27 protein-coding genes and 1 pseudogene are annotated in these 25,743 nt (G+C 69.4%); 25 read left to right on the forward strand and 3 right to left on the reverse strand.

The window, feature by feature from the left end; all coding sequences use genetic code 11:
- Nucleotides 1-176 precede the first annotated feature (176 nt).
- The 18 genes from OZ671_RS19655 to OZ671_RS19740 all read left to right on the forward strand — a co-directional run bounded on the left by OZ671_RS19655 (nucleotide 177) and on the right by OZ671_RS19740 (nucleotide 18,461).
- On the forward strand, nucleotides 177-671 hold the full coding sequence (locus OZ671_RS19655) for a (2Fe-2S)-binding protein (protein WP_038305882.1): 495 nt from the start codon (nucleotides 177-179) through the stop codon (nucleotides 669-671).
- Between the two features lie 68 nt (nucleotides 672-739).
- Complete coding sequence (locus OZ671_RS19660) at nucleotides 740-3,109, forward strand: xanthine dehydrogenase family protein molybdopterin-binding subunit (protein ID WP_268862322.1); 2,370 nt, start codon at nucleotides 740-742, stop codon at nucleotides 3,107-3,109.
- A gap of 13 nt (nucleotides 3,110-3,122) precedes the next feature.
- Entirely contained in the window at nucleotides 3,123-3,917 is a 795-nt protein-coding gene (locus OZ671_RS19665) for an FAD binding domain-containing protein (protein ID WP_268862323.1), read from the forward strand.
- A gap of 181 nt (nucleotides 3,918-4,098) precedes the next feature.
- Nucleotides 4,099-4,935, forward strand: coding sequence for a DUF3108 domain-containing protein (locus OZ671_RS19670; protein WP_268862324.1), 837 nt, complete (start codon nucleotides 4,099-4,101; stop codon nucleotides 4,933-4,935).
- A 164-nt stretch (nucleotides 4,936-5,099) separates the two neighbouring features.
- On the forward strand, nucleotides 5,100-6,062 hold the full coding sequence (locus OZ671_RS19675) for an AAA family ATPase (protein WP_268862325.1): 963 nt from the start codon (nucleotides 5,100-5,102) through the stop codon (nucleotides 6,060-6,062).
- Nucleotides 6,059-6,565: a hypothetical protein gene (locus OZ671_RS19680; RefSeq protein WP_268862326.1), complete on the forward strand. Its 507-nt coding sequence runs from the start codon at nucleotides 6,059-6,061 to the stop codon at nucleotides 6,563-6,565. The genes OZ671_RS19675 and OZ671_RS19680 overlap by 4 nt, the downstream gene beginning before the upstream one ends.
- 4 nt (nucleotides 6,566-6,569) lie before the next feature.
- Nucleotides 6,570-7,760: a vWA domain-containing protein gene (locus OZ671_RS19685; protein ID WP_268862327.1), complete on the forward strand. Its 1,191-nt coding sequence runs from the start codon at nucleotides 6,570-6,572 to the stop codon at nucleotides 7,758-7,760.
- 168 nt (nucleotides 7,761-7,928) lie between these two features.
- A complete protein-coding gene (locus OZ671_RS19690) occupies nucleotides 7,929-9,116 on the forward strand; it encodes an FAD-dependent oxidoreductase (protein ID WP_268862328.1) in 1,188 nt (395 codons plus the stop codon).
- Between the two features lie 128 nt (nucleotides 9,117-9,244).
- Nucleotides 9,245-9,568, forward strand: a complete 324-nt coding sequence (locus tag OZ671_RS19695) for an XdhC family protein (RefSeq protein ID WP_038305864.1) — start codon at nucleotides 9,245-9,247, stop codon at nucleotides 9,566-9,568.
- The gene (locus OZ671_RS19700) at nucleotides 9,568-10,245 is read left to right on the forward strand and encodes an XdhC family protein (RefSeq protein WP_268862329.1); all 678 of its coding nucleotides are present in this window, start codon (nucleotides 9,568-9,570) and stop codon (nucleotides 10,243-10,245) included. Before OZ671_RS19695 ends, OZ671_RS19700 begins: the two co-directional genes overlap by 1 nt.
- A 21-nt stretch (nucleotides 10,246-10,266) precedes the next feature.
- Complete coding sequence (locus OZ671_RS19705; protein WP_268862330.1) at nucleotides 10,267-11,877, forward strand: molybdopterin-binding/glycosyltransferase family 2 protein; 1,611 nt, start codon at nucleotides 10,267-10,269, stop codon at nucleotides 11,875-11,877.
- A 283-nt stretch (nucleotides 11,878-12,160) separates the two neighbouring features.
- The gene (locus OZ671_RS19710) at nucleotides 12,161-13,264 is read left to right on the forward strand and encodes a glycosyltransferase (RefSeq protein ID WP_268862331.1); all 1,104 of its coding nucleotides are present in this window, start codon (nucleotides 12,161-12,163) and stop codon (nucleotides 13,262-13,264) included.
- A complete protein-coding gene (locus OZ671_RS19715; RefSeq protein ID WP_268862332.1) occupies nucleotides 13,230-14,819 on the forward strand; it encodes a glycosyltransferase family 39 protein in 1,590 nt (529 codons plus the stop codon). The genes OZ671_RS19710 and OZ671_RS19715 overlap by 35 nt, the downstream gene beginning before the upstream one ends.
- Before the next feature lie 244 nt (nucleotides 14,820-15,063).
- Nucleotides 15,064-15,363 carry an usg protein gene (locus OZ671_RS19720; RefSeq protein ID WP_268862333.1) on the forward strand — a complete coding sequence of 100 codons (300 nt, stop codon included), beginning with the start codon at nucleotides 15,064-15,066 and terminating at the stop codon, nucleotides 15,361-15,363.
- 255 nt (nucleotides 15,364-15,618) lie between these two features.
- Nucleotides 15,619-16,194, forward strand: coding sequence for an exopolysaccharide biosynthesis protein (locus OZ671_RS19725; RefSeq protein WP_268862334.1), 576 nt, complete (start codon nucleotides 15,619-15,621; stop codon nucleotides 16,192-16,194).
- A 55-nt stretch (nucleotides 16,195-16,249) separates the two neighbouring features.
- Nucleotides 16,250-16,867, forward strand: coding sequence for an exopolysaccharide biosynthesis protein (locus OZ671_RS19730; protein WP_268862335.1), 618 nt, complete (start codon nucleotides 16,250-16,252; stop codon nucleotides 16,865-16,867).
- Between the two features lie 139 nt (nucleotides 16,868-17,006).
- On the forward strand, nucleotides 17,007-17,255 hold the full coding sequence (locus OZ671_RS19735) for a zinc-finger domain-containing protein (protein ID WP_268862336.1): 249 nt from the start codon (nucleotides 17,007-17,009) through the stop codon (nucleotides 17,253-17,255).
- A 9-nt stretch (nucleotides 17,256-17,264) separates the two neighbouring features.
- Nucleotides 17,265-18,461, forward strand: a complete 1,197-nt coding sequence (locus OZ671_RS19740) for an FAD-dependent monooxygenase (protein WP_268862337.1) — start codon at nucleotides 17,265-17,267, stop codon at nucleotides 18,459-18,461.
- A 91-nt stretch (nucleotides 18,462-18,552) separates the two neighbouring features.
- Here the strand turns inward: OZ671_RS19740 and OZ671_RS19745 are convergent, their stop codons facing one another.
- Both OZ671_RS19745 and OZ671_RS19750 read right to left on the reverse strand, forming a co-directional pair.
- Complete coding sequence (locus OZ671_RS19745) at nucleotides 18,553-19,104, reverse strand: DUF3617 domain-containing protein (RefSeq protein ID WP_268862338.1); 552 nt, start codon at nucleotides 19,102-19,104, stop codon at nucleotides 18,553-18,555.
- Between the two features lie 275 nt (nucleotides 19,105-19,379).
- Nucleotides 19,380-20,297: a LysR family transcriptional regulator gene (locus OZ671_RS19750; RefSeq protein ID WP_268862339.1), complete on the reverse strand. Its 918-nt coding sequence runs from the start codon at nucleotides 20,295-20,297 to the stop codon at nucleotides 19,380-19,382.
- 123 nt (nucleotides 20,298-20,420) lie between these two features.
- Between OZ671_RS19750 and wrbA the strand changes: the two genes are divergently transcribed.
- The 5 genes from wrbA (at nucleotide 20,421) to OZ671_RS19775 (ending at nucleotide 23,977) form a co-directional block, all read left to right on the forward strand.
- Entirely contained in the window at nucleotides 20,421-21,017 is a 597-nt protein-coding gene (wrbA, locus tag OZ671_RS19755; protein WP_268862340.1) for an NAD(P)H:quinone oxidoreductase, read from the forward strand.
- Nucleotides 21,018-21,224: 207 nt separating this feature from the next.
- Nucleotides 21,225-22,154: a ring-cleaving dioxygenase gene (locus tag OZ671_RS19760; RefSeq protein ID WP_268862341.1), complete on the forward strand. Its 930-nt coding sequence runs from the start codon at nucleotides 21,225-21,227 to the stop codon at nucleotides 22,152-22,154.
- Nucleotides 22,154-22,795 (forward strand): alpha/beta hydrolase, encoded by a 642-nt coding sequence (locus tag OZ671_RS19765; protein ID WP_268862342.1) that lies wholly within the window; start codon nucleotides 22,154-22,156, stop codon nucleotides 22,793-22,795. The genes OZ671_RS19760 and OZ671_RS19765 overlap by 1 nt, the downstream gene beginning before the upstream one ends.
- 219 nt (nucleotides 22,796-23,014) lie before the next feature.
- Nucleotides 23,015-23,425: a hypothetical protein gene (locus OZ671_RS19770; protein WP_268862343.1), complete on the forward strand. Its 411-nt coding sequence runs from the start codon at nucleotides 23,015-23,017 to the stop codon at nucleotides 23,423-23,425.
- A gap of 144 nt (nucleotides 23,426-23,569) precedes the next feature.
- Nucleotides 23,570-23,977 (forward strand): hypothetical protein, encoded by a 408-nt coding sequence (locus OZ671_RS19775; RefSeq protein WP_268862344.1) that lies wholly within the window; start codon nucleotides 23,570-23,572, stop codon nucleotides 23,975-23,977.
- Between the two features lie 3 nt (nucleotides 23,978-23,980).
- Here OZ671_RS19775 and OZ671_RS19780 read toward each other — a convergent pair whose 3' ends face one another.
- Nucleotides 23,981-24,712: an FMN-dependent NADH-azoreductase gene (locus OZ671_RS19780; RefSeq protein ID WP_268862345.1), complete on the reverse strand. Its 732-nt coding sequence runs from the start codon at nucleotides 24,710-24,712 to the stop codon at nucleotides 23,981-23,983.
- 86 nt (nucleotides 24,713-24,798) lie between these two features.
- On the opposite strand from OZ671_RS19780, the pseudogene OZ671_RS19785 reads away from it, so the two are divergent.
- A pseudogene (locus OZ671_RS19785) lies at nucleotides 24,799-25,386 on the forward strand (LysR family transcriptional regulator); the annotation flags it as partial.
- Nucleotides 25,387-25,532: 146 nt separating this feature from the next.
- Nucleotides 25,533-25,742 (forward strand): hypothetical protein, encoded by a 210-nt coding sequence (locus OZ671_RS19790; protein ID WP_268862383.1) that lies wholly within the window; start codon nucleotides 25,533-25,535, stop codon nucleotides 25,740-25,742.
- Nucleotide 25,743: the final 1 nt, after the last annotated feature.

The raw sequence follows: 25,743 nt of genomic DNA on the forward strand, positions 1-25,743 counted from the left end.
GCCTGCACCCAGCCGTGATCGGATCCTCCGCGCAGGCTGCTTGACGCGCGTTTAAGAACGGGTCCAAACTGCAAATCGCGCTGAAAACACCGGATTTCCGGTGGTAAAAGCCAAGGGAAAAACAAAAACCGACCAAAACAGCCCTTATGCACCCGATTTTGTGAGGAGGAACGCCTATGCCGACGGTGACCATGACGGTCAACGGACGCCAGGTCTCGGCCGACGTCGATACGCGCACATTGCTCGTCCAATACCTGCGCGACCATCTCCACCTGACTGGCACCCATGTCGGCTGCGACACCTCCCAGTGCGGCGCCTGCGTGGTGCATGTCGACGGCAAGGCGGTGAAATCCTGCACGACCTTCGCGGTGCAGAACGACGGCGCCGACGTGGTGACCATCGAGGGCCTTGCCAAGGACGGCAAGCTGCACCCGATGCAGGAGGCCTTCCGCGAGCACCACGGCCTGCAATGCGGCTTCTGCACGCCCGGCATGATCATGTCGGCGATCGATATCGTGAACCGCAAGGGGGCGGTTGACGAGCCGACGATCCGCGCCGAGCTCGAGGGCAATATCTGCCGATGCACCGGCTATCACAACATCGTCCGGGCGGTGGAAGCCGGAGCGCGGGCGATGACGGGCACGACTGCGGTTCGACAAGCGGCCGAGTAACGGCGCGCAACCGCCTGAGCATTTCCGTCTGATCGTTTCGTCTCGCGCGACCTTTGAGGGAGGACGCCATGACTGTGTCCGGCATCGGCGCGGCCGTGCGCCGCAAGGAAGACCACCGTTTCATCACCGGCAAGGGCCAATATACCGACGACATCAACCGCCCCGGCCAGACCCACGCCTATTTTCTGCGCTCGCCGCATGCACATGCCAATCTGAAGAAGGTCGACACCGCCAAGGCCCGCGTCATGCCGGGCGTGGTGGCGGTGTTCACCGGCGAGGATGTCGCGGCCGACAAGGTCGGCGGGCTTATCTGCGGCTGGATGATCCATTCGAAAGACGGCACGCCGATGCGCGCCGGCCCCCATCCGGTGCTCGCCCAGGGCAAGGTGCGCTATGTCGGCGACCATGTCGCGGTGGTGATCGCCGAGACCCTGGCGCAGGCCAAGGATGCGGCCGAGGCGATCGACGTCGACTACGAGGTGCTGGCCGCCAATGTCGACACCGCCAAGGCGCAGGACAAGGGCGCGCCGCAGGTGCACACGGAGGCCCCGGCCAACACGGTCTATGACTGGCACCTCGGCGACAAGGGCGCGACCGACGCCGCCTTCGCCAAGGCGAGCCACGTGACCAGGCTCGACATCGTCAACAACCGCCTGGTGCCCAACGCCATGGAGCCGCGGGCGGCGATCGGCGAATACGATTCCGGCAACGACGCGCTGACGCTCTATACGACCAGCCAGAACCCGCATGTCGCGCGCCTGGTGCTCTCCGCCTTCATCGGCATCGCGCCCGAGCACAAGCTCAGGGTGATCGCTCCGGATGTCGGCGGCGGTTTCGGCTCGAAGATCTTCATCTATGCCGAGGAGACGGTCTGCGTCTGGGCGGCGCGCAAGGTCAACCGGCCGGTCAAGTGGACCGCCGACCGCACGGAAGAGTTCCTGGCCATCGCCCACGGCCGCGATCACGTCACCCGGGCCGAGCTCGCCATCGATGCCGACGGCAAGATCACCGGCCTCAGGGTCAAGACCATCGCCAATATGGGCGCCTATCTCTCGACCTTCGCCTCGTCGGTGCCGACCTATCTCTATGCGACGCTGCTGTCGGGCCAGTATGCCATCCCGAACATCTATGCCGAGGTCGACGCGGTCTATACCAATACCGCGCCGGTCGACGCCTATCGCGGGGCCGGGCGGCCGGAAGCGACCTTCGTGGTCGAGCGGCTGGTCGAGGTCGCGGCACGCGAGATCGGCATGGATCCGGCGGCCTTCCGCAAGCGCAACTTCGTCTCGAAGTTCCCGCACCAGACGCCGGTCATCATGATGTACGATACCGGCGACTACAAAGCCTCCCTCATCAAGGCCATGGAGATGGCCGACGTGAAGGGCTTCGGCAAGCGCCGGCGCGAGGCGGCGCGGCGCGGCAAGCTGCGCGGGCTCGGCTATTCCACCTATATCGAGGCGTGCGGCATCGCGCCGTCGCAGGCGGTCGGCTCGCTCGGCGCGGGCGTCGGCCTGTGGGAATCGGCCGAGATCCGGGTCAACCCGGTCGGCACGGTGGAAGTGCTCACCGGCTCGCACAGCCACGGCCAGGGCCACGAGACGACCTTCGCCCAGCTCGTCTCGCACCGCCTCGGCATTCCCATCGACAATGTCTCGATCGTCCATGGCGATACCGACAAGGTGCAGTTCGGCATGGGCACCTACGGCTCGCGCTCCGGCGCGGTCGGCATGTCCGCGATCTCCAGGGCGCTCGACAAGATCGAGGCGAAGGCGAAGAAGGTCGCAGCCCATGTGCTGGAGGCGGCCGAAGCCGATATCGACTTCAAGGACGGCCAGTTCACCGTGAAGGGCACCGACAAGTCGGTCGATTTCGGCACGGTGGCGCTCAATGCCTATATCGCCCACAAGTTCAACCCGCAGGAACTGGAGCCGGGGCTGAAGGAAGGCTCGTTCTACGACCCGACCAACTTCACCTTCCCGGCGGGCTGCCATATCTGCGAGATCGAGGTCGATGCCGAGACCGGCGTATCGAGCATCGTGAAATGGACCGCGGTCGACGATTTCGGCAATGTCATCAATCCGATGATCGTCGAAGGCCAGGTCCATGGCGGCATCGCGCAGGGGGTCGGCCAGGCGCTGCTCGAAGGCACCATCTACAACAAGGACGGCCAGCTCGTGACGGCGTCGTTCATGGACTATGCCATGCCGCGCGCGCACGACCTGCCGTCCTTCGAGGTGGGCATGACGGTCACGCCGTGCCCGTCCAACCCGCTCGGCATCAAGGGGTGCGGCGAGGCGGGGGCGATCGCTGCCCCGCCGGCGGTCATCAATGCGCTGACCGATGCGCTCGGCACCGAGGACGTGCCGATGCCGGCGACGCCGCACGCGGTGTGGCGGATCATCCAGAAGCAGGCGAAGACGGCCAAGGCGGCCGAGTAAGGGGAGGGGCGAGATGTATCCTTTCAAGTACCACAAGGCCGCCACCGTCCGCGGTGCCGTCGGGCTCCTCAAGAAGGGCGAGGACGCCAAGCTGCTCGCCGGCGGTCAGACGCTGATTCCGACGATGAAGCAGCGCCTGGCGAGCCCGGGCGCGATCATCGATCTCTCGGGCGCCGGCCTTGCCGGCATCGAGCTGAAGGGCAGGACCGTCGTCATCGGCGCCATGACCACCCATGCGGAGGTTGCCAATTCGCCGATCGTGCAGCAGGCGATCCCGGCCCTTGCCAGCCTCGCCGGTCATATCGGCGATCCGCAGGTGCGCCATCGCGGCACGATCGGCGGCTCGGTCGCCAACAACGACCCGGCGGCGGACTATCCGGCCGCCCTCCTGGCGCTCGGCGCGACCGTCCACACCAACAAGCGCAAGCTTGCCGCCGACGAGTTCTTCGCCGGCCTGTTCTCGACAGCGCTCGACGAGGACGAGATCATCACCAAGGTGGCCTTCCCCATCCCCGCCAAGGCGGCCTATGTGAAATTCCCGAACCCGGCTTCGCGTTATGCCCTGGTCGGCGTCTTCGTCGCCAAGAAGGGACGGGCGGTCCGCGTCGCGGTGACCGGGGCGGGCAATGACGGCGTGTTCCGCCATGCCGGCATGGAGGAGGCGCTGGCCAAGCGCTTCAATGCCAAGTCGCTCGACGGCATCACGACCGAGGCGGCCAGCCTCAACGGCGACATTCACGCCTCCGCCGATTATCGCGCCCATCTGATCGGCGTGATGGCTCGGCGCGCGGTCGCGGCCGCGGCCTGACGGCAGGCGTACGGATCCTTGCAGGGCCGGGGTGGCGTGCCGCCCCGGCCTTGCCGTTCTCTGCCGTAAATTCGCCCGCTGGCGGCGGCAAAGCTGTCCTTGCGTGGCCCATTCCGCCGCACCACCTTGATGGTGGGAAGGCGGCAGGATGGACCGGACCCGTGGGGCCGCGGGAGAGACGATGAGGACACCGCTCCTGACGATTCCAGGATTGCTGCTGGTGCTGGCGGCAGGCGCCGGCCCGGCGTCAGGCGGCCAGGTCTCGGCCGACTATGCCGCGTGGTTCATCGGCATTCCCATCGGCCGCGGCACGTTGACCGCGCATGTCGACGGGACGAGCTACCGCACCGAGGTCAGCGGTCGGGTGACCGGCATTGCCGCGCTCTTCGTCGGCGGCTCGGGCACGGCGGAGGCCAATGGCCGGCTTGCCGGCACGGCGCCGGTGCCGGCGCAGTTCCGCGTCGAGGTGCGCTCCGGCGGCAAGGTCGAGACCACCCGCATGGCGATGGCCGACGGCAATGTCCGCTCCGTCGAGCGCAATCCCGACAAGCCGCCGCATCCGCGCGCGACGCCGGTCCTGCCGGAACATCTGCGCGGCGTGCTCGATCCGCTCTCCGCCGGCGTGTTCATCGCCGGCGGGACGGGACCCGTGACGGGCCCCGCCGCCTGCGAGCGGCGCACGCGCATCTATAACGGCGTCTACCGGTTCGATCTCATCTATTCCTTCGTCGCCACCCGGCGGGTCGAGATTGCCGGCTACAAGGGCGATGCCGCCATCTGCAGCGTGCGCTTCGAGCCGATCGCCGGCTTCAGAGCGGACCGTTCCGACATCCAGTCGGCCCGGCGGCGCTCCGCCGAGCTCACCCTCGTGCCGGTCGCCGGCAGCCGCGCGCTGATACCGGCGCGGGTCAGCCTGTCGACCGGCTATGGCCACGGCCTCCTGGAGGCGACACGGCTCGATCTCGATCCGGCTCGCCCGGCTGCCCGGCCGCCGGCGCGGCGCGCCTCTGCGGATTGACCTCTCGCGCCCGGCGCAGGCTGCGCTATGGTGAGCGCGAGCGTCGCGCCCGCAGCGGCGTTCACGACCAGTCCCTTGCGATTGTTCCCGCGGCCTGAAATGCGTTCCGAGCCGGATCGAAACGAGACGAATTTCAGATCGCGGCGACGCCGGCCGGAGTGCCCATGACAGCCCGTTCGACATCCGCGCCCCGGACCGGCGCCCCTTCCGCCTCGCCCGGCGCGGCGCCGGCCTTGCCGCAATCGATCGATGAGACCCTCGACCTCCTGAAGCGCGGCAGCTACGTCGCCGACCGCTCGCTTGCCACCGTGCTGTTCCTGGCGTTGAAGATGGGCCGGCCGCTGCTTCTCGAGGGCGAAGCCGGCGTCGGCAAGACCGAGATCGCCAAGGTCCTCGCCGAGACGCTCGGTCGCAACCTGATCCGGCTGCAGTGCTACGAAGGGCTCGACGTCGCCGCCGCCGTCTACGAATGGAACTATGCGGCGCAGATGATCGCGATCCGCCTGGCCGAGGCCGGCGGAGCCGTCGACCGGGAGAGCCTTGCCGAAGGCATCTTCTCCGAGCGATACCTGACCAAGCGGCCCCTGCTCAAGGCGCTCGAGCCGGATCTGCGCGGCGCGCCGGTGCTTCTGATCGACGAGTTGGACCGCACGGACGAGGCTTTCGAAGCCTTTCTGCTCGAAGTGCTCTCCGATTTCCAGGTGACCGTGCCGGAGCTCGGCACGATCCGGGCGCCGGCGGCACCGATCGTCATCGTCACCTCCAACCGCACGCGCGAGATCCACGACGCGCTGAAACGGCGCTGCCTCTACCATTGGGTCGACTATCCCGACGCGGCGCGCGAGCTTGCCATCCTCAAAGCCAAGGCGCCGGATGCGCCGGAACGGCTCACGCGCGAGATCGTCGCCTTCGTGCAGCGGCTGCGCCGCACCGACCTGTTCAAGGTGCCCGGCGTTGCCGAAAGCATCGACTGGGCGACCGCGCTGACCGAGCTCGATGCCGTCGGCCTCGATCCGCAAGGGGTCACCGACACGCTCGGCGTGCTGCTCAAATATCAGGATGACATCGTCAAGATGCAGGGCGGCGAGGCCAAGGCGATCCTCGACGAGGTCAGGGCAGGGCGTTGAGCGGCGCGGCGCTGGCGACCTGGATCGGCACGCCCGGGCCGCGCCCCTGGCCGAAGGCGGTCATGCTCGGCTTCTGCCTGCTTGCCGTGCCGCTCCTCTGGTGGAGCGTGCTCTACCCGTCGCCGTTCAGGCTCGCGCGGCCCGAAGGCGCGCCGCCGTCGCCCGTCCTGCTGGTCATCGGCGTGCTCGTGCTGGCGCCGCTGATCGAGACCGCCGCTCTCGCCGCCCTGCACTGGCTCGTCGTGCGCCGGCTCGGACTCGGCCTCCCGGCCTTCACGATCATCGCGGTCATCGCTGCCATTCTCGCGCATGTTCCGCTGAGCATCGAGCGGAGCCCGGTCATCGCAGTGCTGTTCCTCGTCTTTTCCTGGCAATATTCCGCCTGGTCCGAGGCGAGCGGCCGCGCGGGCCTGGCCTTCGGCGCGACCGCGCTGACCCATGCCGCCTACAATCTCGGCTCGTTGCTGCTCTCGCCCGTCTGGGCCGTGCTGTTGAAGGCCTGATCCCATGCCGCATGCGCTCGCCGAAAACGTCGCCCATTTCGCCCGTGCGCTCCGCGTCGCCGGCCTGCCGGTCGGGCCGGGCACGGTGCTCGACGCGATCGCCGCACTCGAAGCGGCGGGCATCGGCTCGCGCGAGGATTTCTACTGGACGCTGCACGCCGTCTTCGTGGGCAAGCACGAGCACTCGGCGCTGTTCCGCGATGCCTTCGAGATCTTCTGGAAGCGCCGGCATCTCATGGAAAAGCTGCTGCAGCTGCTGATGCCCGTGGCGCACGTGCCGCAGGCAAAACCCGATCCGGCATCGCTGCGGCTGCAGGAGGCCTTCTTCCGCAACACCGAGGCGACGCCGGTCGAGCGGCCGGAGGTGGAGGTCGACGCGCGCTTCACCATTTCCGATGTCGAGGTGCTGCAGGCCAAGGACTTCGCCCAGATGACCGCGGCCGAGATCGCGGAGGCGCAGCGGCGCGTCGCAGCCCTCGTCCTGCCCGACGATGCGGTGCCGACGCGCCGCTTCGCGCCCGATCCGCGCGGTGAGCGCATCGACCTGCGCCGCACGCTGCGCCGGTCGATCGGCGAGGGCGGCGCGATCATCGATCTGGCGCGGCGCGGCCCGAAGGAAAAGCACCCGCCGCTGGTCGTGCTCTGCGACATATCGGGCTCGATGAGCCAGTACACCCGGGTGATGCTGCATTTCATCCACGCGCTGATGGAGCGGCGGCGGCATGTCCACGCCTTCGTCTTCGGGACGCGGCTCACCAATATCACCCGCGCGCTGAAGGCGAGGGACCCTGACGAGGCGCTTGCCGCGGCCGCGACCACCGTCCAGGACTGGTCCGGCGGCACGCGCATCGCGCCCTCGCTGCATGCCTTCAACAAGCTGTGGTCGCGGCGCGTCCTGTCCGGGGGCGCCGTGGTGCTGCTCGTCACCGACGGCCTGGAGCGCGAGGCGGGCGGCGATCTCGCCCGCGAGGCCGATCGGCTGCATCGCTCGTGCCGCCGGCTCGTCTGGCTCAATCCGCTGCTCCGATACGATGGTTTCGAGGCGAGGGCGCAGGGCATCCGCACCCTGCTGCCGCATGTCGACGAGTTCCGCACGATCCACAATATCGCGGCGGTCGCCGATCTCGTCGCGGCGCTCGACGCGCGCCGACCCGATCGCGCGCACGATCCGCGGCGCTGGCTGAAGGCGGCCTGAGCGAGCGCCCTTCACGACCTTGTCCGAACGAAGGCGGCAGCGGGGCGGCTGCCCGAATGCGCGTCATGCGCCGGCCGGGTGCCAGCTCAACTGGTCTTCAAGGTTTGCCGCCGATAGACAATCGGATGTGCCGTCGACAGGCGCGCTGGGCTTTCAGAGACCGTGGGGATGGATATGCAACGCCGTCATTTCCTTCGTGGCGCCGGCGCGACGCTGGTGGCCCTGTCGGGCGGCGCCGCGGCCGCCGAGGAGGCGAGGCGCGAGGCCGCGCCGGCCGCGCCGGCACCGTTCGCACCGCCGGCGCCGCTCAGGCCGATCGAGGCGCGCGCCGATCGGATCATCGCGCTCAATGTCTGCACCCGGCCGTTCCGCGCCACGGGGCCGCGCATCGAGGCCGAGCGGATCGGCCGCAAGGCCGTCGTTCACAATTACGGCCATGGCGGCAGCGGCTGGTCCCTGTCCTGGGGTTCGGCGGCGATCGCGGTGCAGCTCGCCCAGGCGACGCGGGCACGGCGCATTGCCGTCATCGGCTGCGGCGCCATCGGCTTGACCACGGCGCTGGTCGCCCAGCGCGCCGGGCTGAAGGTCCGCATCTATGCCAAGGAGCGGCCACCCGAGGTGCGCTCGTTCAACGCCACCGGCGTCTGGTCGCCGGATTCGCGCATCTGCACCGCCGAACATGCGACACCCGAATTCGAGCGGTCCTGGGAGGCGATGGCACGCGCCTCGTTCCGCACCTACCAGACCCTGCTCGGCCTCGCCGACAGCCCGATCGAGTGGCGCGACGGCTACTTCCTCTCCGACACGCCCTTCGACCAGCCGGCGCGCCACGGCGACGACCGCGAGCCCGCCTATCCCGATCTCGAGCGCCGGCTGCTGGCCGATCTCCGGGGACCGTCGCTGACCCTGAAGCCCGGCCAGCATCCGTTCCGCGTGCCGTTCGCCCGCCGCTATACGCAGCTCACCTTCAACATCTCCGCCTATTCGCGCCTGCTCATGGACGACTTCCTGCGCCTCGGCGGCGAGATCGAAACGCGCGCGTTCGAGAGCCCGCGCCAGTTCGCGGACCTGCGCGAGAAAACCCTCATCAACTGCACGGGCTATGGCGCGCGGGCGCTGCTGGGCGACGAGAGCATCGTGCCGGTTCGCGGCCAGACGGCGCGGCTCATTCCCCAGCCCGAGGTGACCTACGGCCTTGCCTACCGCAACCACAATCTCAATGTGGTGGCGCGCCGCGACGGCATTCTGGTGCAGGCCCAGGACCCCGCCGATTTCGGCAATGCCGACACGACCGTCGACCGGGCGGCGTCGGAAGCGGCGGTGGCGCGCCTCGCCGGGCTGTTCGCGGCGGCATAGCCGGCCGGGGAATGCACCTGACGGGGCGCTCCCATGAGCGCGCGTCGTGGCTGCCGGCGGCACGATGGCCTCGCGCTCGGACGCCCGAGCGCCTATCTTCGAACAACTGCTGTTTCGGAGAGGCCGCCATGCTCGCATCCGACGACGATATCCTGGTTCAGGCGGAGGCCTGGGCCAAGGCCGGCAAGGGGGTGGCGGTGGCCACCGTCGTGGAGACCTGGGGCTCGGCGCCCCGGCCGGTCGGCTCGCATCTCGTCATAGACGAGGAGGGCACATTCCTCGGCTCCGTCTCCGGCGGCTGCGTCGAAGGCGAGGTGGTCACCGAGGCGCTCGACGTGATCGGCACCGGCAAGCCCCGGCTTCTCGAATTCGGCGTCGCCGACGAGACCGCCTGGCGATCCGGGCTGTCATGCGGCGGCCGCATCTCCGTCTATGTCGAGAAGGTCGGCTGATGGACCTTAAGCTGCTTGCCGCTCTCAACGCCGCACGCAAGGCGCGCAAGGCCGCAGCGCTGGTGACGGATCTCGACACCGGCGCGGCGCGGATCGTCCTCGAGGAGGCGCTGGCGGGCGATGCGCTGGAAGCGCCGATCCGTGCGGCGCTGCGTTCGGGCCGGAGCGGCGTCGTCGCCGACACCCGGACCTTCCTCACCGTGCAGGTGCCGCCGGCGCGCATGGTGATCATCGGCGCCGTCCATATCAGCCAGGCCCTGGTGCCGCTCGCGCGCATGCTCGGCTACGATCCGGTGGTCGTCGATCCGCGCACGGCCTTCGCGACGCCCGAACGTTTTCCCGATGTCACTGTCCATGCCGAATGGCCGGACGTCGCTCTGCCGCCGCTCGGCATCGATCGCTATACGGCCTTCATCGCGCTGACCCACGATCCGAAGATCGACGATCCCGCGCTGATCCATGCCTTCGAGCGTGACTGTTTCTACATCGGCGCGCTGGGCTCGCGGAAAACCCATGCCAAGCGCGTCGAGCGGCTTGGCGCGCTCGGCGTGTCGGCCGAACAGCTCGACCGCATCAAGGCGCCGATCGGGCTTGCCATCGGCGCCATCACGCCGGCCGAGATCGCGGTGTCGATCATGGCCGAGGTGACCCAGGCCTGGCGCCAGGGCATTGCCTGAGACAGCGGCGGGACAAGCGGGATGAAGTTCGGTCCGGTTCCCGTCGACGAAGCCCTGGGCGGCGTGGTCGCCCATGCGGTCAAGTCCGAAGGCCTTGTCCTGAAGAAGGGGACACGCATCGGCGCGGCCGAAATCGCCGCGCTCAAGGCGGCGGGGATCGCCGCCGTCACCGTGGCGCTGGCCGAGCCCGGCGATGTCGGAGAGGACGAGGCGGCGGCGCGGATCGCGGCCGCCGTCGGCGGCGGCGGCGTCCGGATCGATCGCGCCTTTACCGGGCGGGCCAATCTGTTCGCCTGTCATGCCGGCGTTCTGGTGGTTGACCGCGCCGGCGTCGACGCGGTCAACCGGCTCGACGATGCCATCACCTTCGCGACGCTGCCGGCCTTCGCGCCGGTCGAGCCGGGCGAAATGGTCGCGACCGTCAAGATCATTCCCTATGCCGCGCCGGGCCTTGCGGTCGAGCGGGCGAGCGCTGCGAGACCTCTGGTGCGGGTGGCGCCCTTCGTGCGCCGGCGCGTCGCCGTCATTTCCACGTTGCTGCCCGGCCTTGCCGAGAAGGTGGTGGACAAGACGCTGCGGGTCACCGAGGAGCGGCTGAAGCCGTCGGGCGCGACGATCGTCTGGGAAAGCCGGGTCGAGCACGACGCCGGCGCGCTGACGGCAGCTATCGCCGCCGCCGCGGCAGAGGATGTCGACCTCATCCTGATCTTCGGCGCCTCCGCGATCGCCGACAGGCGCGACGTGATCCCGGTCTCGCTCGAACGGGCCGGCGGCACGGTCGAACATCTCGGCATGCCCGTCGATCCGGGCAATCTCCTGATGGTCGGCCGGCTCAACGCCGCGCCGGTGCTGGGCGCGCCCGGCTGCGCGCGCAGTCCCAAGGAGAACGGCTTCGACTGGGTGCTGACCCGCCTGCTCGCGGGCCTCAATGTGAGCAAGGCCGATATTACCGGCATGGGCGTCGGGGGGCTTCTGATGGAAATCGTGTCGCGGCCACAGCCGCGCGAAGGCGAGCCGGCCGCCGCCGGGACGCCACGCATCGCCGCCCTGGTGCTGGCGGCCGGACGGTCGACCCGCATGGGCGGTCCGAACAAGCTTCTTGCGACCCTCGAGGGCACGCCGCTGGTGCGCCACGCCGTGCGGGCCGCCGCCGGCGCCCGCCTCGCCGAGATCGTGGTGGTCACCGGCCACCAGTCGGACGCGGTCAAGGCGGCGCTCGACGATCTCGGCGTCCGCTTCGTGCACAATCCCGACTTCGCCGAGGGCCTGTCGACGTCGCTGAAGGCCGGCCTTGGCGCGATCGGGCCCGATATCGACGCCGTCGTGGTCATGCTCGGCGACATGCCGCGGGTCGGCGCCGATCTCGTGCGCAAGCTCGCCGACGCCTACAGTGCCGCCGACGGACATCATGTGGTGGTGCCGACCGCCGCGGGGCGGCGCGGCAATCCGGTGCTCTGGGGCCGGCGCTTCTTCGCCGAGCTCGCCAAGGTCAGCGGCGACCAAGGGGGCAGGGCCGTGCTCGCCGCCCATCCCGAAGCGGTGGTCGAGGTCGATGTCGGCAGCGACAGCGTCCATCTCGATGTCGATACCCGCGAGGCCCTGGCCGCGGCCGGCGGCGAGATCGACCACTAGACAAAAAAAGACCCCGAACCATCGGCCCGGGGCGGCGAAGTCGCATTGCGGTGGACGCGAAGGAATTCAGTCGAAGGCCGCGGCGCGGCGCTCGGCCGGTCGCGGCAACCCTGGCGCGTCCCGCGGGCGATGACAACCGAAGCCGGATTTTTACCCTACTGGTTCAGCCTAACCGGTGATGGGCAAGATGCCGGTAAATTGATGAGAATTTGCCGGATCGGGCGATGCGGAGCCGCTGGCGGCTTGACCCCTGCGACGGGCTGACGCTATCACCCGCGGCCATATGACCGAACTCCCCGCCACCGTCAGAGCCCCCGAACTCACCGTCGTGGTGCCGAGCTACAACGAGCGCGACAACGTGCCGGAGCTCGCCGCCCGGCTCGGCCGCGTGCTCGCCGGCATCGACTGGGAGATGATCGTCGTCGATGACGACAGCCCCGACGGCACCTCCGCCGTGGTCAAGGAACTCGCCCGCCGCAACCCGCGCGTGCGCTGCATCCGCCGCGTCGGCCGGCGCGGTCTTGCCGGGGCCTGCATCGAAGGCATGCTGGCCTCCTCGGCGCCGGTGGTCGCGGTCATGGATGCCGACCTGCAGCACGACGAAACCATCCTGCCCGACATGCTCGGCCATATCAGGGCCGGGCGCGAACTGGTGGTCGCGAGCCGCAATATCGAGGGCGGCTCGAAGACGGAAGGCCTCTCGCCGGTCCGCCAGGCCATTTCCGATCTCGGCCGGCGCCTGTCCGGCATGATCCTGAAGGCGCCGCTGTCCGACCCGATGTCGGGCTTCTTCATGGTCCGGCGCGACCTCGTCGAGGAGATCGCGCCGAAGCTCTCCACCGCCGGTTTCAAGATCCTCGCCGATATCGCGGCCTCCGTGACGCACCGGCCGAGCTTCGCCGAAGTGCCCTATGTGTTCCGCGAGCGCGTGCACGGCGAGAGCAAGCTGGATGCCAAGGTGGCCCTCGACTATCTCGGCTTCATCCTCAACAAGCTGTCCGGCGGGCTCATTCCGCTGCGCTTCATCTTCTTCGCGCTGGTCGGCACGACCGGCCTGTTCGTCCACATGGTGTCGCTCTATCTCGCGCTCGGCGCGGGCATGCGCTTCGCCGCCGCCCAGACGCTCGCGACCTTCGTCGCGATGACCTCGAACTTCCTGATCAACAACGAGATCACCTATCGCGACGCGCGGCTGAAAGGCGCGCGCTTCGTCGTCGGCCTCGTCCTGTTCTATGCCGTCTGCAGCCTCGGCGCCTTCGCCAATGTCGGCGTGGCGAGCTGGCTCTATGCGGAGGCTGCCGGCTGGTGGCTGGCCGGCCTTGCCGGCGCGCTGATGGGCGCGGTGTTCAACTATGCAGCCTCCTCGGCTCTCGTCTGGCGCCGCTGAGCCGCCTGCCGCGGCCGGCGGCCCGCTGGTTCCGGAACCGGCCGGCGCCGGCGACCTGGCGAGCGTCGCCGTGCTCGTCGGGCTGCTCACGCTGCTGCGTCTCTGGCTTGCCGGCACGCTCGGGCTCGCCGCCGACGAGACCTATTACTGGCTCTGGGCGCAGAACCTCTCCTTCGGCTACTACGACCATCCGCCAGCGGTGGCGCTGCTCATCCGCGCCTCCACCGCGGTGTTCGGCGATACGGCCTTCGGCGTGCGCTGGCTCTCGGTGCTGCTCGCCGCCGCCGCGAGCCTCGGCGTCTGGCGCCTCGTCTGGCGGCTGACCGGCGATCGCGCGGCCGCGCTCGCCGGCGCCGGGCTGGTCCAGGCGACGCTGTTCCTCGGTGCCGGCGCCATCCTGGTGACCCCGGATACGCCGCTCGTCCTGTTCTGGATCCTCGCGCTGCTGGCGCTCGCCGAGGTCTGGCGCACCGGCCGCGGCGGCTGGTGGCTGCTCGCCGGGTTGTCCGTCGGGCTCGCCTTCGTCTCGAAATATACCGCCGTCTTCCTCGGCCTCGGCATCGTCGTCTGGCTCCTCTGGGTGCCGGAGCTCCGGCGCTGGTTCCGGTCGCCCTGGCCCTATGCCGGCGGAGCCTTGTGTCTTGCCGTGATGGCGCCGGTCGTCGCCTGGAACCTCCGCCACGGCGGCGCCTCGCTGTCGAAGCAGTTCGGGCGGGCCGTGCCGCATGCGTTCGATCCGCGTTTCGTGCCGGAATTCTTCGCGGGCCAGGCCGGGCTGCTGACGCCGCTGATCGGCGTGCTCGTCCTGTACGGGCTCGTCCTTCTCCTCTGGCGCGCGGCTCGGCAGCGCGAGGCCGCGGCGACGCTGATCGTCGCCACCACGGTGCCGCTCGTCCTCTATCTCGTCTGGTACGGCCTGTTCGACCGCGTCCAGGGCAATTGGACCGCCTGCCTGCTGCCGGCTTCGATCGCGGCGGCAGTCATCGGCGCGCGCTCTCTGCCGGCGGCGGGCCCGATCGGCGCGGCTCTGCGCCTTTCGCTCCGCTTCGCCGTTCCGGTCGGGGTGACGCTCGGCCTGCTGGTGGCCGCCCACGCGCTGTGGCGGGTCGTGCCGCTTGCGGCCGATCCGACCGGGCAGCTCTTCGGCTGGCGCGCCGCCGCGGCGGCCGTCGAGGCGGCGGCCGCAAGGCACGGCGCCGGCACGATCGGCACAGCCTCGTATACGACCACCGGCGAGCTGCGCTTCCACGGCAGCGGCCGGCCGCCAGTGGTGCAGCTCGGCGAAAGGCTGCGCTATGCCATGGAGCCGGAGCCCGACCTGGAACGGCTGCGCGGCATGCCGATCCTGGTCGTGGTCGAAAGCCGGCGCGACGGCGAGGTGGAGGCGGCGCTGAACGGCCGGTTCGGCCGGGTCGAACGGGTCGGCACGGTCGACCGGCGCTGGCGCGCCCCGCTGTTCGCGCCCGCGGCGGGCGACGTCGTCGATCGCCTGTCGCTGTTCCTGGCCTCGAACCCGCGCGGCGACGGCTTCCCGGATATCGGCCCGGCGCGCTGACGGTCCGTGCGCTGGCTCACGGACCGATTCCGCCGGCATGCGCAACCTCCTGACAAGACACCCGAACGTCGTGCCGGCCGGCGTGGCGCGGCCGAGCTGCATCGGCCGCCGCGGACCGCCGTTAATCGATCGGTAACCTCGAAAGTCGCCTTATGGCGTGAAGTTCAAACACGCCAGGGAGGCGAAGAGGACAGGCGGGGCCACTCGACGGCAGTGCACGGTCATTGACCTCAAGGAGGCTGTCATGCTTCGCCCCGAAACCCGGCCCCCGCGCGCCATCGATCGCGATTTTCTCAGGCAGATCGAGGGCTATGCGCTGACCACGGCCGAGATCGTCTACCGGCTGCCCGATCATCCGCTGCTGCTGCAGAGCTATATCTGGCAGGACTACGATCAGGCGCCCGACTTTCCCGTGCTGAAACGCTTCCTCGCTTTCTGGCAGCAAAGCCTCGAGGGACCGCTGCACATGGTGCGCGTCGGCTCGACCCGCCTGATCGGCCCCGGCGAGGTGGCGATCGCCCGCAGCCTGGCGCAGCTGCATTGAAGGCGCGGATGGCGAATGGCGAGCAGGGGGCCGGCGAGCGGCGGTGTGCCGGCGGCAAGAGCTTTTGCGTCGACCAGTGACGCCTGGTCCCTATTCGCCACGCCCATTCGCCATTCGCCACAGGTATGACTTGTCGCGGGCTTCGGGCATGGAAACTTGCCGCGCGACCCCTTATGGTCCGCCCGAAAATTGGCGGACCGAAAGCTCATCGTGACAAGCGCGCCCGAAAAGACGTCGCAAATCATCTCTTCCCTCATGTCGGCCCAGGCTTCGACCCATGCCGACATCCTGTCGACCATTACGATCGGTGACCTGCTTGCGGCCCTGCGCAACCGGGCCTTCGGCCTGTCGCTGATCCTTTTCGGCCTGCCGAACCTCCTGCCGATTCCTGGCCTGCCGGTCATTACCGGCCTCGTCCTGGTGCTGCTCGCCCTGCAGATCGTCGTCGGCCGCGACGTTCCCTGGCTGCCCGACCGGATCGCCCGCACGGCTCTGCCGCGCGCCAAGCTGACCGCGGTGATGAACCGGACCCTGCCGCTCCTGACCCGGCTCGAGAGCCTGACCCGGCCGCGGCTCGGCCTGGCCGCCGGACCGACCGCGCTCCGGGTGGTCGGCGTGGCGGTGCTGGTTCTCGCCGTCCTGCTCGTTCTGGTGCCGATCCCGTGGATCGGCTCCATGCCGCAGGGACTGGCGCTCTGCGTCTTCGGGCTGGGGCTGACCGAGCGGGACGGCCTTCTGGTCGCCTGCGGCTTCATTCTTGCGGCAATTGCCACCGCGATCGGCGCCGGCATCGGCTATACGGTGCTTGCCGGCGCGCTGGCGATCTTCTGATTCCGCCGGCATGGCCGGTCCCCGATCCGTTCTCGATCCCTTGGAGATGCCCACCGTGCAGGTTACCGCCGATCAGACGAGCCAGCGCACATCGGACGTGTTTCGCGGCCTGACGCAGCTCGGCGAGGGCGAATCCATCCCGCTCGGCCTCATCACCGAAGCCCTGGGCGACCGCGCCTTCGGCCTGCTGGTGCTGATCTTCGCCCTGCCCAACATCATTCCGATGATTCCCGGCGTCTCGACCATTTCCGGCGTCGTGATCGCCATTGTCGGCCTGCAGATGCTGATCGGCCGCCGGGCGCCCTGGCTGCCCGGCTTCGTGGCCTCCCGAAGCCTGCCGCGCGGCGAGACGCAGGCGATGATCGCCCGCACCATGCCTTGGATCCATCGGCTGGAAGCGTTTGCCCGGCCGCGCGCGGTGTTCATGACGCGGGGCGTCATGCGCATGCTGGTCGGCGCCATGTTCGTGCTGCTCGGCGTCGTCCTGGCGCTGCCCTTGTCCTGGATCGGCAATTTTCCGCCGGGCGTGGCGCTGCTCGTCATGTCGATAGGCCTCCTGGAAGAGGATGGCCTGCTGGTCGGCATCGGGCATGTGCTCGGCATCTTCGCAACCCTGCTCGTCGTGGTCATCGTCGGCGGCGTGATCGCCGGCGCCGCCTGGCTCATCGGCTAGCCCGCGCGTCCTTCCGGGCGCATGGCCGCGGCACCGCAATGTGAACCTGCCGCGCCGGAGAAATGCCGGCGGGCGCTTGACCTGATCCGCCTGCGCGGCTTTATGAGCGCGCGGACGTCCCAATCGAGAGGAACAACCGATGGCCGATCATGCCGTGCCCCATTTCGCCAACGACCAGGGCGTCGCGGTGATCCATATCGGCGTGAAGGAGTTCCAGTGCATGGGGGCTCGCGCGCCCTATGACCATCCTCACGTCTTCCTCGACATGGGCGCGGACGACGAGATCGTCTGCCCCTATTGCTCGACGCTCTACAAATACGACGCCAAGCTGCACGCCAATCAGACCCGGCCGGCAGGCGCCTTCGTCCAGACTCTGGCCGAGGCCTGATCGCCCGTCATGAATGACGCCCGGCCCGGCGCGCCCGCGATCCTGATCGTGGGAGCCGGCATCGGTGGCCTAACGGCAGCTCTCGCGCTCGCGCGGGCCGGCTTTGCCGTCACCGTGCTGGAGCGCGCCGCAGCGCTCGAAGCGGTCGGCGCGGGCATTCAGATCACCCCCAATGCCAGCCGCGTGCTGGTCGGGCTCGGCCTGGAGGCCGCGCTCGTCAAGGTCGCCGTCCGGCCCGAAGGCATGGACGTGCGGGCCGGTGGCGATGGCGCGGTGCTCGTCTCGGCCGAGCTCGGCGCGCCGGTCGAGGCGCGCTATGGCGCGCCCTGGTGGATGGTGCACCGGGCCGACCTGCAGGCGGTGCTGGCCGCGGCCGTCGGGAGCACGCCGAACATCAGGCTCGTGCTCGGAGCCGCGGTGGAGGCGGTGCGGCGCGATGCGGGTGCGATCGCCGTCACGGCAGGCGGGCCCGCGGGCCGGGAGACCTATCGCGCCGCGGCGCTGATCGGCGCCGACGGCCTCTGGTCTGCGACGCGCGCCCTCATCGGCGATGCCAAGCCACCCGATTTCCGGAGCCGCACCGCCTGGCGCGCACTGCTGCCGCGCGCGGCTGTGCCGCCCGATGTCTCCATGGAGCGGCTCGGCCTCTGGCTCGGGCCCGGCGCCCATCTCGTGCATTACCCGGTGCGGGCGAGGGCCGCGCTCAATCTCGTCGCGGTCGTGTCCGATCCGGTCCGGCATGCCGGCTGGACCGGCGTGGGCGATCCGGCCGTGCTCGCGCGGCGTTTTGCCGGCTGGTGCCGCGAGGCGCGCGCGCTGATCGCGGCCCCGCCCGCCTGGATGACCTGGTCGCTGGCCGATCGTCCGGCCTGGTTCGGCCCGGGCGATGGGGCGGTGACGCTGATCGGCGATGCCGCCCATCCCATGCTGCCCTTCCTCGCCCAGGGCGGGGCCATGGCGATCGAGGACGCAGCGGTCCTGGCCAAGGCCGCGGCGGCCCGGCCGGCGGACCTCGCCGCGGCTTTCCGCGACTACGAGCGGCAGCGCAGCGGGCGCGTCGGCGCGGTCCAGCGCGGCGCGCGGGCGAATGGCCGCATCTATCATCTGGAAGGACCGGCCGGCTGGGCCAGAAATACAGCCATGCGCCTGGTCGGCGGCCGGCAGCTGGTCGCCGGCTATGACTGGATCTACCGGTTCAAGGCCTGAAGCGCCCCGGCCGGACGTCGTCCGGCTGCCGGCCGGGCCGCGAAGGAGGGGGGCGAGGGCGGCTTGGCCGCCCCCGACGGACGCATGGGCGTCAGCGCGACGGCGCGGGCTGCTGGCCCGGCGTCATGGACGGCATGCTGTTGATGTTCATCTTCTGGCCGGTGGGCAGCAGGATATCGCCGGGCACCATGCCGTCGGTGCAGGAGGCGCTGACCCAGCGGGCTTCCTGGACGGTATTGGTGGTCTGCGGATTCGGCTGGTTCGGCATCTGGATGGTGGCGCTGGAGCGCACGCTGTAGCTCGCCTGGAAATCGCCCGAAATCGTCGTGTTCGAGGTCATCCGCATCGGGCCCATCTGGCAGACGGCCTCGATGACATAGTTGGAACCGTCACGGCGCATTTCGCGCTTTTCGCAGTTCTGCTGCAGCATGCTCATGCCCGACTGCATCATCCGGCGGTCGGTCGCCTGGTCGATGCAGGTCTTGACGACCATTTCAGGAGCCCCCTGAGGCTGCTGGGCCGCCTGCATGCGGATTTCCCATTGGCCGGCGCGGCGGGGAGGCAGATCGATCGTTCCTTGAGCGAAAGCGGTGCCGGCCGATGCGGCCAGAACGGACAGGGTCAAAAGGGCTGGAATACGCATGTCGTCTCTCTCGTGTATGGCGGGGAGGGCGAAGCCCGTGAATCGCAATGATGGGCTCGGCCGGTCATAGACCGGCAGCAGGGGAGAAAGCGAGCCGTCACGCAGCCCGGCGGTGCGATGACCTGGTGCGTCATCCGTGGAACTACGGAGGGATTGTCGGGACAGCGTCCTCTCCAGGCATCATCGTCCCGCCGTTGCCGCACCGGGCGTCGCGGGCAACCGCAGCGGGACTGTTCCATGAACCGCCGAACCTTGACGGCCGGATGACGGCGATGTCAGCCGTCCCCGCCGGCCCGGTCCCAGACCGGATTGTTGCCGAAGCGCTCGACGAGGAAGTCGATGAACAGGCGCACCTTGACCGAGAGGTGGCGGGTCGGCGGATAGATCGCATAGAGCGTCAGGTCCGGCGCGGCATAGCCGTCGAGGACGGTGACCAGCCGTCCGGACTGGAGGTCCGGGCCGACCAGAAAGGTCGGCAGCAGTGCAATGCCATGGCCGGCCACGGCCGCGTCGCGCAGCACCTCGCCGTTATTGGCGCAGAGATTCCAGTCGACCTGAATCCAGTGGTCGCCGTCCGCGCCCGACAGCTTCCACTGCGTGCCGGTGGCGAGGTGGTCGTAGGTCAGGCAGGCATGACCGCGCAGGTCGTTCGGGTGCCGCGGCGCGCCACGTTCGGCAAGATAGGCGGGAGCCGCGCACAGCACGCGGCGGGCCGGCACGATGCGCCGGGCGATCAGGCTCGACGAGGCAAGGCCGGCGATCCGCAGCGTGACGTCGAAACCCTCCTGCACCGGGTCGACAAAATGGTCGCCCAGCACGATCTGGATGACGAGCTCGGGAAAGCGGGTCATGAAGTCGGCCACCGCCTTGCCGAGATGCAGGGTGCCGAAGGACATGGGCGCGTTGACCCGGAGCAGGCCGCGCGGCTCGACCTGGGCCTGCGTCACTGCCATGTCGGCCTCTTCGAGGTCGGCGAGGATCGCGACGCAGCGCTGGTAATAGGCGCGGCCATTGTCGGTCGGGCTGACGCTGCGCGTGGTGCGGTTCAGGAGCTGCACGCCGAGTTCCCGCTCCAGCTCGATGACATATTTGCTGACTGCCGAGCGCGACAGCCGGAGCTCGCGGCCCGCCTCGGAGAAGTTGCCGTGCTCCACCACCTTGGTGAAGGCCTTGATGCTGCCGAGCTTGTCCATGAGAGCTTGTGAAGCCTGGTTGCGATTGTCGCCAATTCAGCGACACAAATGCCATGGGAAATCGGATTGTCGTCAAGCGTGAACATGCCGATAGTCTCCACCAATCGCAATGCGGAGACAGTCATGACCAAGGTTCTGGTGCTCTATTATTCCTCCTACGGCCATATCGAGACCATGGCGCAGGCCGTCGCCGAAGGCGTGCGCGAGGCCGGCGCGGAAGCCACGATCAAGCGCGTGCCGGAACTGGTGCCGGAAGAGATCGCCCGCAAGTCGGGCTTCAAGCTGGACCAGGCCGCACCGATCGCGACCATCGACGAACTCGGCGATTATGACGCCATCATCTTCGGCACGGGCACCCGCTTCGGCAACATGACCGCGCAGATGAAGAACTTCCTCGACCAGGCCGGCGGCCTGTGGATGCAGGGCAAGCTGGTCGGCAAGGTCGGCTCGGTCTTCACCTCCTCGGCGACCCAGCACGGCGGGCAGGAATCGACCATCCTCACCTTCCATCCGGTGCTGCTGCATCTCGGCATGGTGATCGTCGGTCTGCCCTACGCGTTCCAGGGCCAGATGGGCGTCGCCGAGGTCATGGGCAATTCGCCTTACGGCGCCTCGACCATTGCCGCTGGCGACGGCAGCCGCCAGCCCTCGCAGGTCGAGCTCGACGGCGCGCGATTCCAGGGCAGGCACGTGGCCGCAATCGCAGCCAAGCTGCGCTGAGTTTCCTTCCCCTTCCCAGAAGGCAGTCAGAAGCGCCCCCGGTTTCCGGGGGCGCTTTTTTGTCTGGCTACGGGTGGCCTTCGTATTGTCGCTACATCATAGACAGTGAGCGCAGATCTTGGATGATTGTCTTCTGATTTGGCCGCTTCAATATGAGCGGCAGACGGCACGCGCCGTTCCAACCCACTGAATCGGAGGAAGCCTCGCATGTCCGCCATCCATCATGTCACCGCCATTTCCGGCGCGGCCCAGCGCAACCTCGACTTCTACGTCCGCACGCTCGGCCTGCGCTTCGTCAAGAAGACCGTCAATTTCGACGATCCCGGCACGCACCACCTCTATTACGGCGACGAGGCCGGGCGGCCCGGCACGATCCTGACCTTCTTTCCCTGGGACCGTGCCGCTCCGGGCCGCCGCGGCACCGGCCTGACCGATGAGACTCGCTTCCGCGTGCCGGCCGGATCGCTCGATTTCTGGGCGCGGCGCTTGGCCGAGCGCGGCGTCGCCCATGAGCCGCCCGTCGAGCGGTTCGGCGAGAAGGTGCTGACCTTCGCCGATCCGGACGGCCTGGCGCTCGCGCTTGTCGGCGTCGCCGGTGCGGCGGATGAGCCTGCCTGGGCGCGCGACGACATTCCGGCCGATCACGCGGTGCGCGGCTTCCATGGCGTCACCCTGGCGCTGGACCAGGCCGACCCGACCGGCGCGGTGCTGAACGACGTCTTCGGACTGGCCGAGACGGCGCGCGAAGGCAGCATCATCCGCTTCGCGTCGGACACGACGCCGGGCGGCATCGTCGACATCAAGGCGACGCCGGGCGGCCCGCGGGGCGGCATGGGGCGCGGGTCGGTGCATCACGTCGCCTTCCGTGCCGCCGACGACGCCGAGCAGGAGGCCATGGCGCGCAAGCTCGCCGCCAACCATCGCCTGCAGGTGACCGAGCAGAAGGACCGCAACTATTTCCGCTCGATCTATTTCCGCGAGCCCGGTGGTGTGATCTTCGAGATCGCCACCGACGATCCGGGCTTCACCGCCGACGAGCCGCTGGCCACCCTCGGCGAGGCGCTGAAGCTGCCGCGTTTCCTCGAGCCGCGGCGCGCGGAGCTCGAGCGGATCCTGCCCGTACTGGAGACGGTCTGATGAACGAGAGAACACTGCCCTCGGCGGCGCGCGCCGGCGCGCCGCTCACCGAGGCGAAGGCCGCGGTCGTGCTGCTGCACGGCCGCGGCGGCAGCGCCGAGGACATGCTGTCGCTCGCCGATGCGCTCGACAGGCCGGGGCTCGCCTGGATCGCCCCGCGGGCGCCGGGCCGGACCTGGTATCCCCTGTCGTTCCTCGCGCCGCTCGGGCAGAACGAACCGGCGCTCAGCCAGGCGCTCGGCCTGGTCGATGCCACGGTGAGAGGACTTGCGGCCGACGGCATCGCGCCGGAACGGATCGTTCTGGCCGGCTTCTCGCAGGGTGGCTGCCTGGCGCTCGAATATGCCGCGCGCCATGCCCGCCGCTATGGCGGCCTCGTCGGCCTGAGCGCCGGCCTCATCGGGCCGGAGGGGACGCTGCGCAACTATCCGGGCGACCTTGGCGGCACGCCGGCCTTCCTCGGCTGCAGCGACGTCGACGGGCACATCCCCCTGAAGCGCGTCGAGGAGAGCGCCGCGGTGCTGCAGCGCCTTGGCGCCGTCGTCACCAAGCGGATCTATCCGGGCATGGGTCACACCATCAACCAGGACGAGGTCGCCGCGATGCATGCGCTGCTTTCGGGCCTGGCGCCGGCGCAGTGATGCGATCCGCCCGCACAAGGCATGCATGACGCACCGCCCGGCGCCGGATGCGCGCCGGGCGGCGGTTCGATGATCGGACCGGCAGGGGCTTCGCGGACGATGCAATCGCTTTCGCACCGTTGCAGAGGCTTGCCTCGGGCGTCGACAGGTCCGCCGCGACCGTGCCCTCTATGGGGCGTGCCGGCGATGGGACCGGCGCGAGGTCCTGGAGGCACGCGGGTGATCCGCATTTCCCGCCATTTCGCCGCAGCTCTCGTCGCGGCGGTCATGTTTACCGGGCAGGCTGCCGCAGGAACCGTCGAGGGCCGTTTCTGCGGCCGTATGGCGGCCTGGTTCGGGCTGATCGAGAACGACACCTTCACCGAGCTGAGGCTCCGGCCGGACGGACGCCTTGCGGGCTACTACATCATCGGTGGTTGGCTCGGTGGTTTCGGCGGCATTCAGGGGCGTCTTGCCGAGGCGGAGCCGGGTTCGGGGCCTGTCCGGCAGCTTGCCTGGAGCGATCGTCGGGGCGGCGGCAAGCTGGTGATCACCTTCAACGCGACGATGACCGCCTTTCGCGGCTTCTGGGGCACCGGCACAGCCGAGCCGAAGGCGCGCTGGGATGGCGAACGCTGCGCAAGCTTGTGACCGCTCCGGCCGCCCCGGTTCGGGTTGCGCCATGTTGCAGGGCCTTGCCGCGGCCATCGACAGGCCGGGTCATGGCGTGAAATAGCTGTCGGCAGAGTTCCGCGAATGCCGCCGGGATGGCCGGCGACAGCCTTGGGAGGCAGCATGTTCCGCAGCACCGGCAGTTTCGCCGCCTCGATCATGGGATTTGCCCTGATGCTGGTCTTGGCCGGCACGGCGGCCGCGCAGACCATCGAGGGCCGGTTCTGCGGCCGGCTCGCCTCTGGCGCGGAGATCGTCCACGCGGTCACCGAGCTGCGCACCGCGGCCGATGGGCGGCTGAGCGGTTCCTATACGTTCGACGACGGCGGCACCGCTGCCTCCGGCACATTGTCCGAACTGGAGGCGGGGGAGGGACGGACGCGCCGGCTCGTCTGGCGCGACCGCTATGGTTCCGGCACGCTCGTCGTCACCTTCGACCAATCCCTTCAATCGTTTCGCGGCCTCTGGGGCCCGGGACGGTCGGAGCCCAATGCCCGCTGGGACGGACGGCTCTGCGGCACCGGCACCTGAGCTTCAGGCCGAGAGCGCGAGCGCCGGCGCGCCATCGCCTCTGTCTGGCATCGCAAGCAGGCGGTCGACCAGCCGGTCGACCCCATGCTCCGCCGCGGCGATCGACGCGGCGAGGCGGGCATCGGCGAACTCGTCATATTCGATCGCGACGGTGTCGCTGGCTTCGAGCCCGATATAGCGCAGGGGCACCTTCAGGCCGGCCTCGACGAGATTGGCCGCGGCCAGCCGGCCGCCCTCGTCATAGCCGTGGTCGCCGCGCGCGGTCAGGATGATGAGGCGCTTGCCCTTCGGCAGCATGGGCCAATAGGGCTCGCCGGCGCGGCTGCGGTCGAAGCCGAAGGTCACGCCGACCCGCACGACATTGTCGATCCAGGCCTTGAGCTGCGCCGGAACACCGAAATTGTACATCGGCGCGCCGACGACGACGAGATCGGCCGCGACGAGCTCGGCGGTGAGCCGGTCGCTCTCGGCGAGCACCGCCTTCTGCTCGTTGCTGCGCCGTTCGGGCGGGCAGAAGGCGGCGGCGATCCAGGCTTCGCTGACCGGCGCCGGCGGCGCGCGGCCGACATCGCGGTAGATGACGGGATCGCCGGGCCGCGCGGCCTGCCAGCGATCGACGAAACGCCGGCTCAGGCGCCGGCTGTGCGAGCCGTGGCGGTCGCGGTCCGAGCAGCCGGAGCGGGCGCTCGCATCGATGTGGAGGAGGCGGATCGGGTTGCTGCGGTCGCAGGCCATGGCTAAACATCCTTCATGTATCGATCGGATTGAACGCGACACTAGGACCGGAAAATGGCCGATGACGAATGCGAATTGCTCAGCCGATGAATGAGCCTGATTCATCTGTCCTGCGGCATCGCCGCCTGCCGCCGCTGGCGTCCCTGCGCGCCTTCGAGGCGGCGGCGCGGCATCTGAGCTTTCGAGCGGCGGCTGCCGAACTGGCGGTGACGCCGACCGCGATCAGCCACCAGATCCGGCTCCTCGAGGACACGCTGGGGCTTGCCCTGTTCGTGCGCCAGGTCAGGCGCGTCGCGCTCACCGCGGCGGGGCTCAAGCTCTATCCGGTGCTGCGCGAGGGCTTCGACGCCTTCGAGCGCGCCATCGGCGCGCTTGCGCCGCGTGACCGGCGCAGCGCGGTGACGCTGACCGCGACCACGCTCTTCACCGCCCGACGCCTGCTGCCGGCGCTCGGCGCCTTCCGCGAGCGCCGCCCCGCTTTCGATCTCCGGCTGCATGCATCGGACGAGGCGGTCGACCTTGCCGCGGGCGTCGCCGACATTGCCGTGCGCTACGGGATGGGGCCCTTTGCCGGGCTGGTGGCCGAGCCACTCCTGTCCGAACGCTTCGGCGTTCTCTGCAGCCCGCGGCTCGGGCTCCGGCGTCCCGAGGACCTCAGGCAGGCGACGCTGCTCCATGCCGAGTGGCGGCGGCCGGGCCTTGCGCCGGACTGGCCGAAATGGGCGCGGCTCGCCGGGATGGCGGATCTCGCTGTCGGCGAGGGGCCGCGCTTCACCGATGACGGCCATGCCTGCAGGCGGCGATCGCCGGCCATGGCGCCGTGGTCTCGAGTCTCGTCCTTGCCCGCCCCGAGATCGAGGCGGGGCTGCTGGTCCACCCTTTCGGGCCGGTCATCGAGGGCGCGACCTACTTCATCGTGGCAACCGCCGACACCATGGCATCGGCCGATGTCCGGGCGGTGCGCGACTGGCTGAAGGAGGTCGCCGGGCCGGCGGACGCCATGGCCGGGTCGCCTGCGCGACCTGGATGAA

The organism is Phreatobacter sp. AB_2022a, assembly GCF_026847585.1.
Taxonomy (GTDB): Bacteria; Pseudomonadota; Alphaproteobacteria; order Rhizobiales; family Phreatobacteraceae; genus Phreatobacter.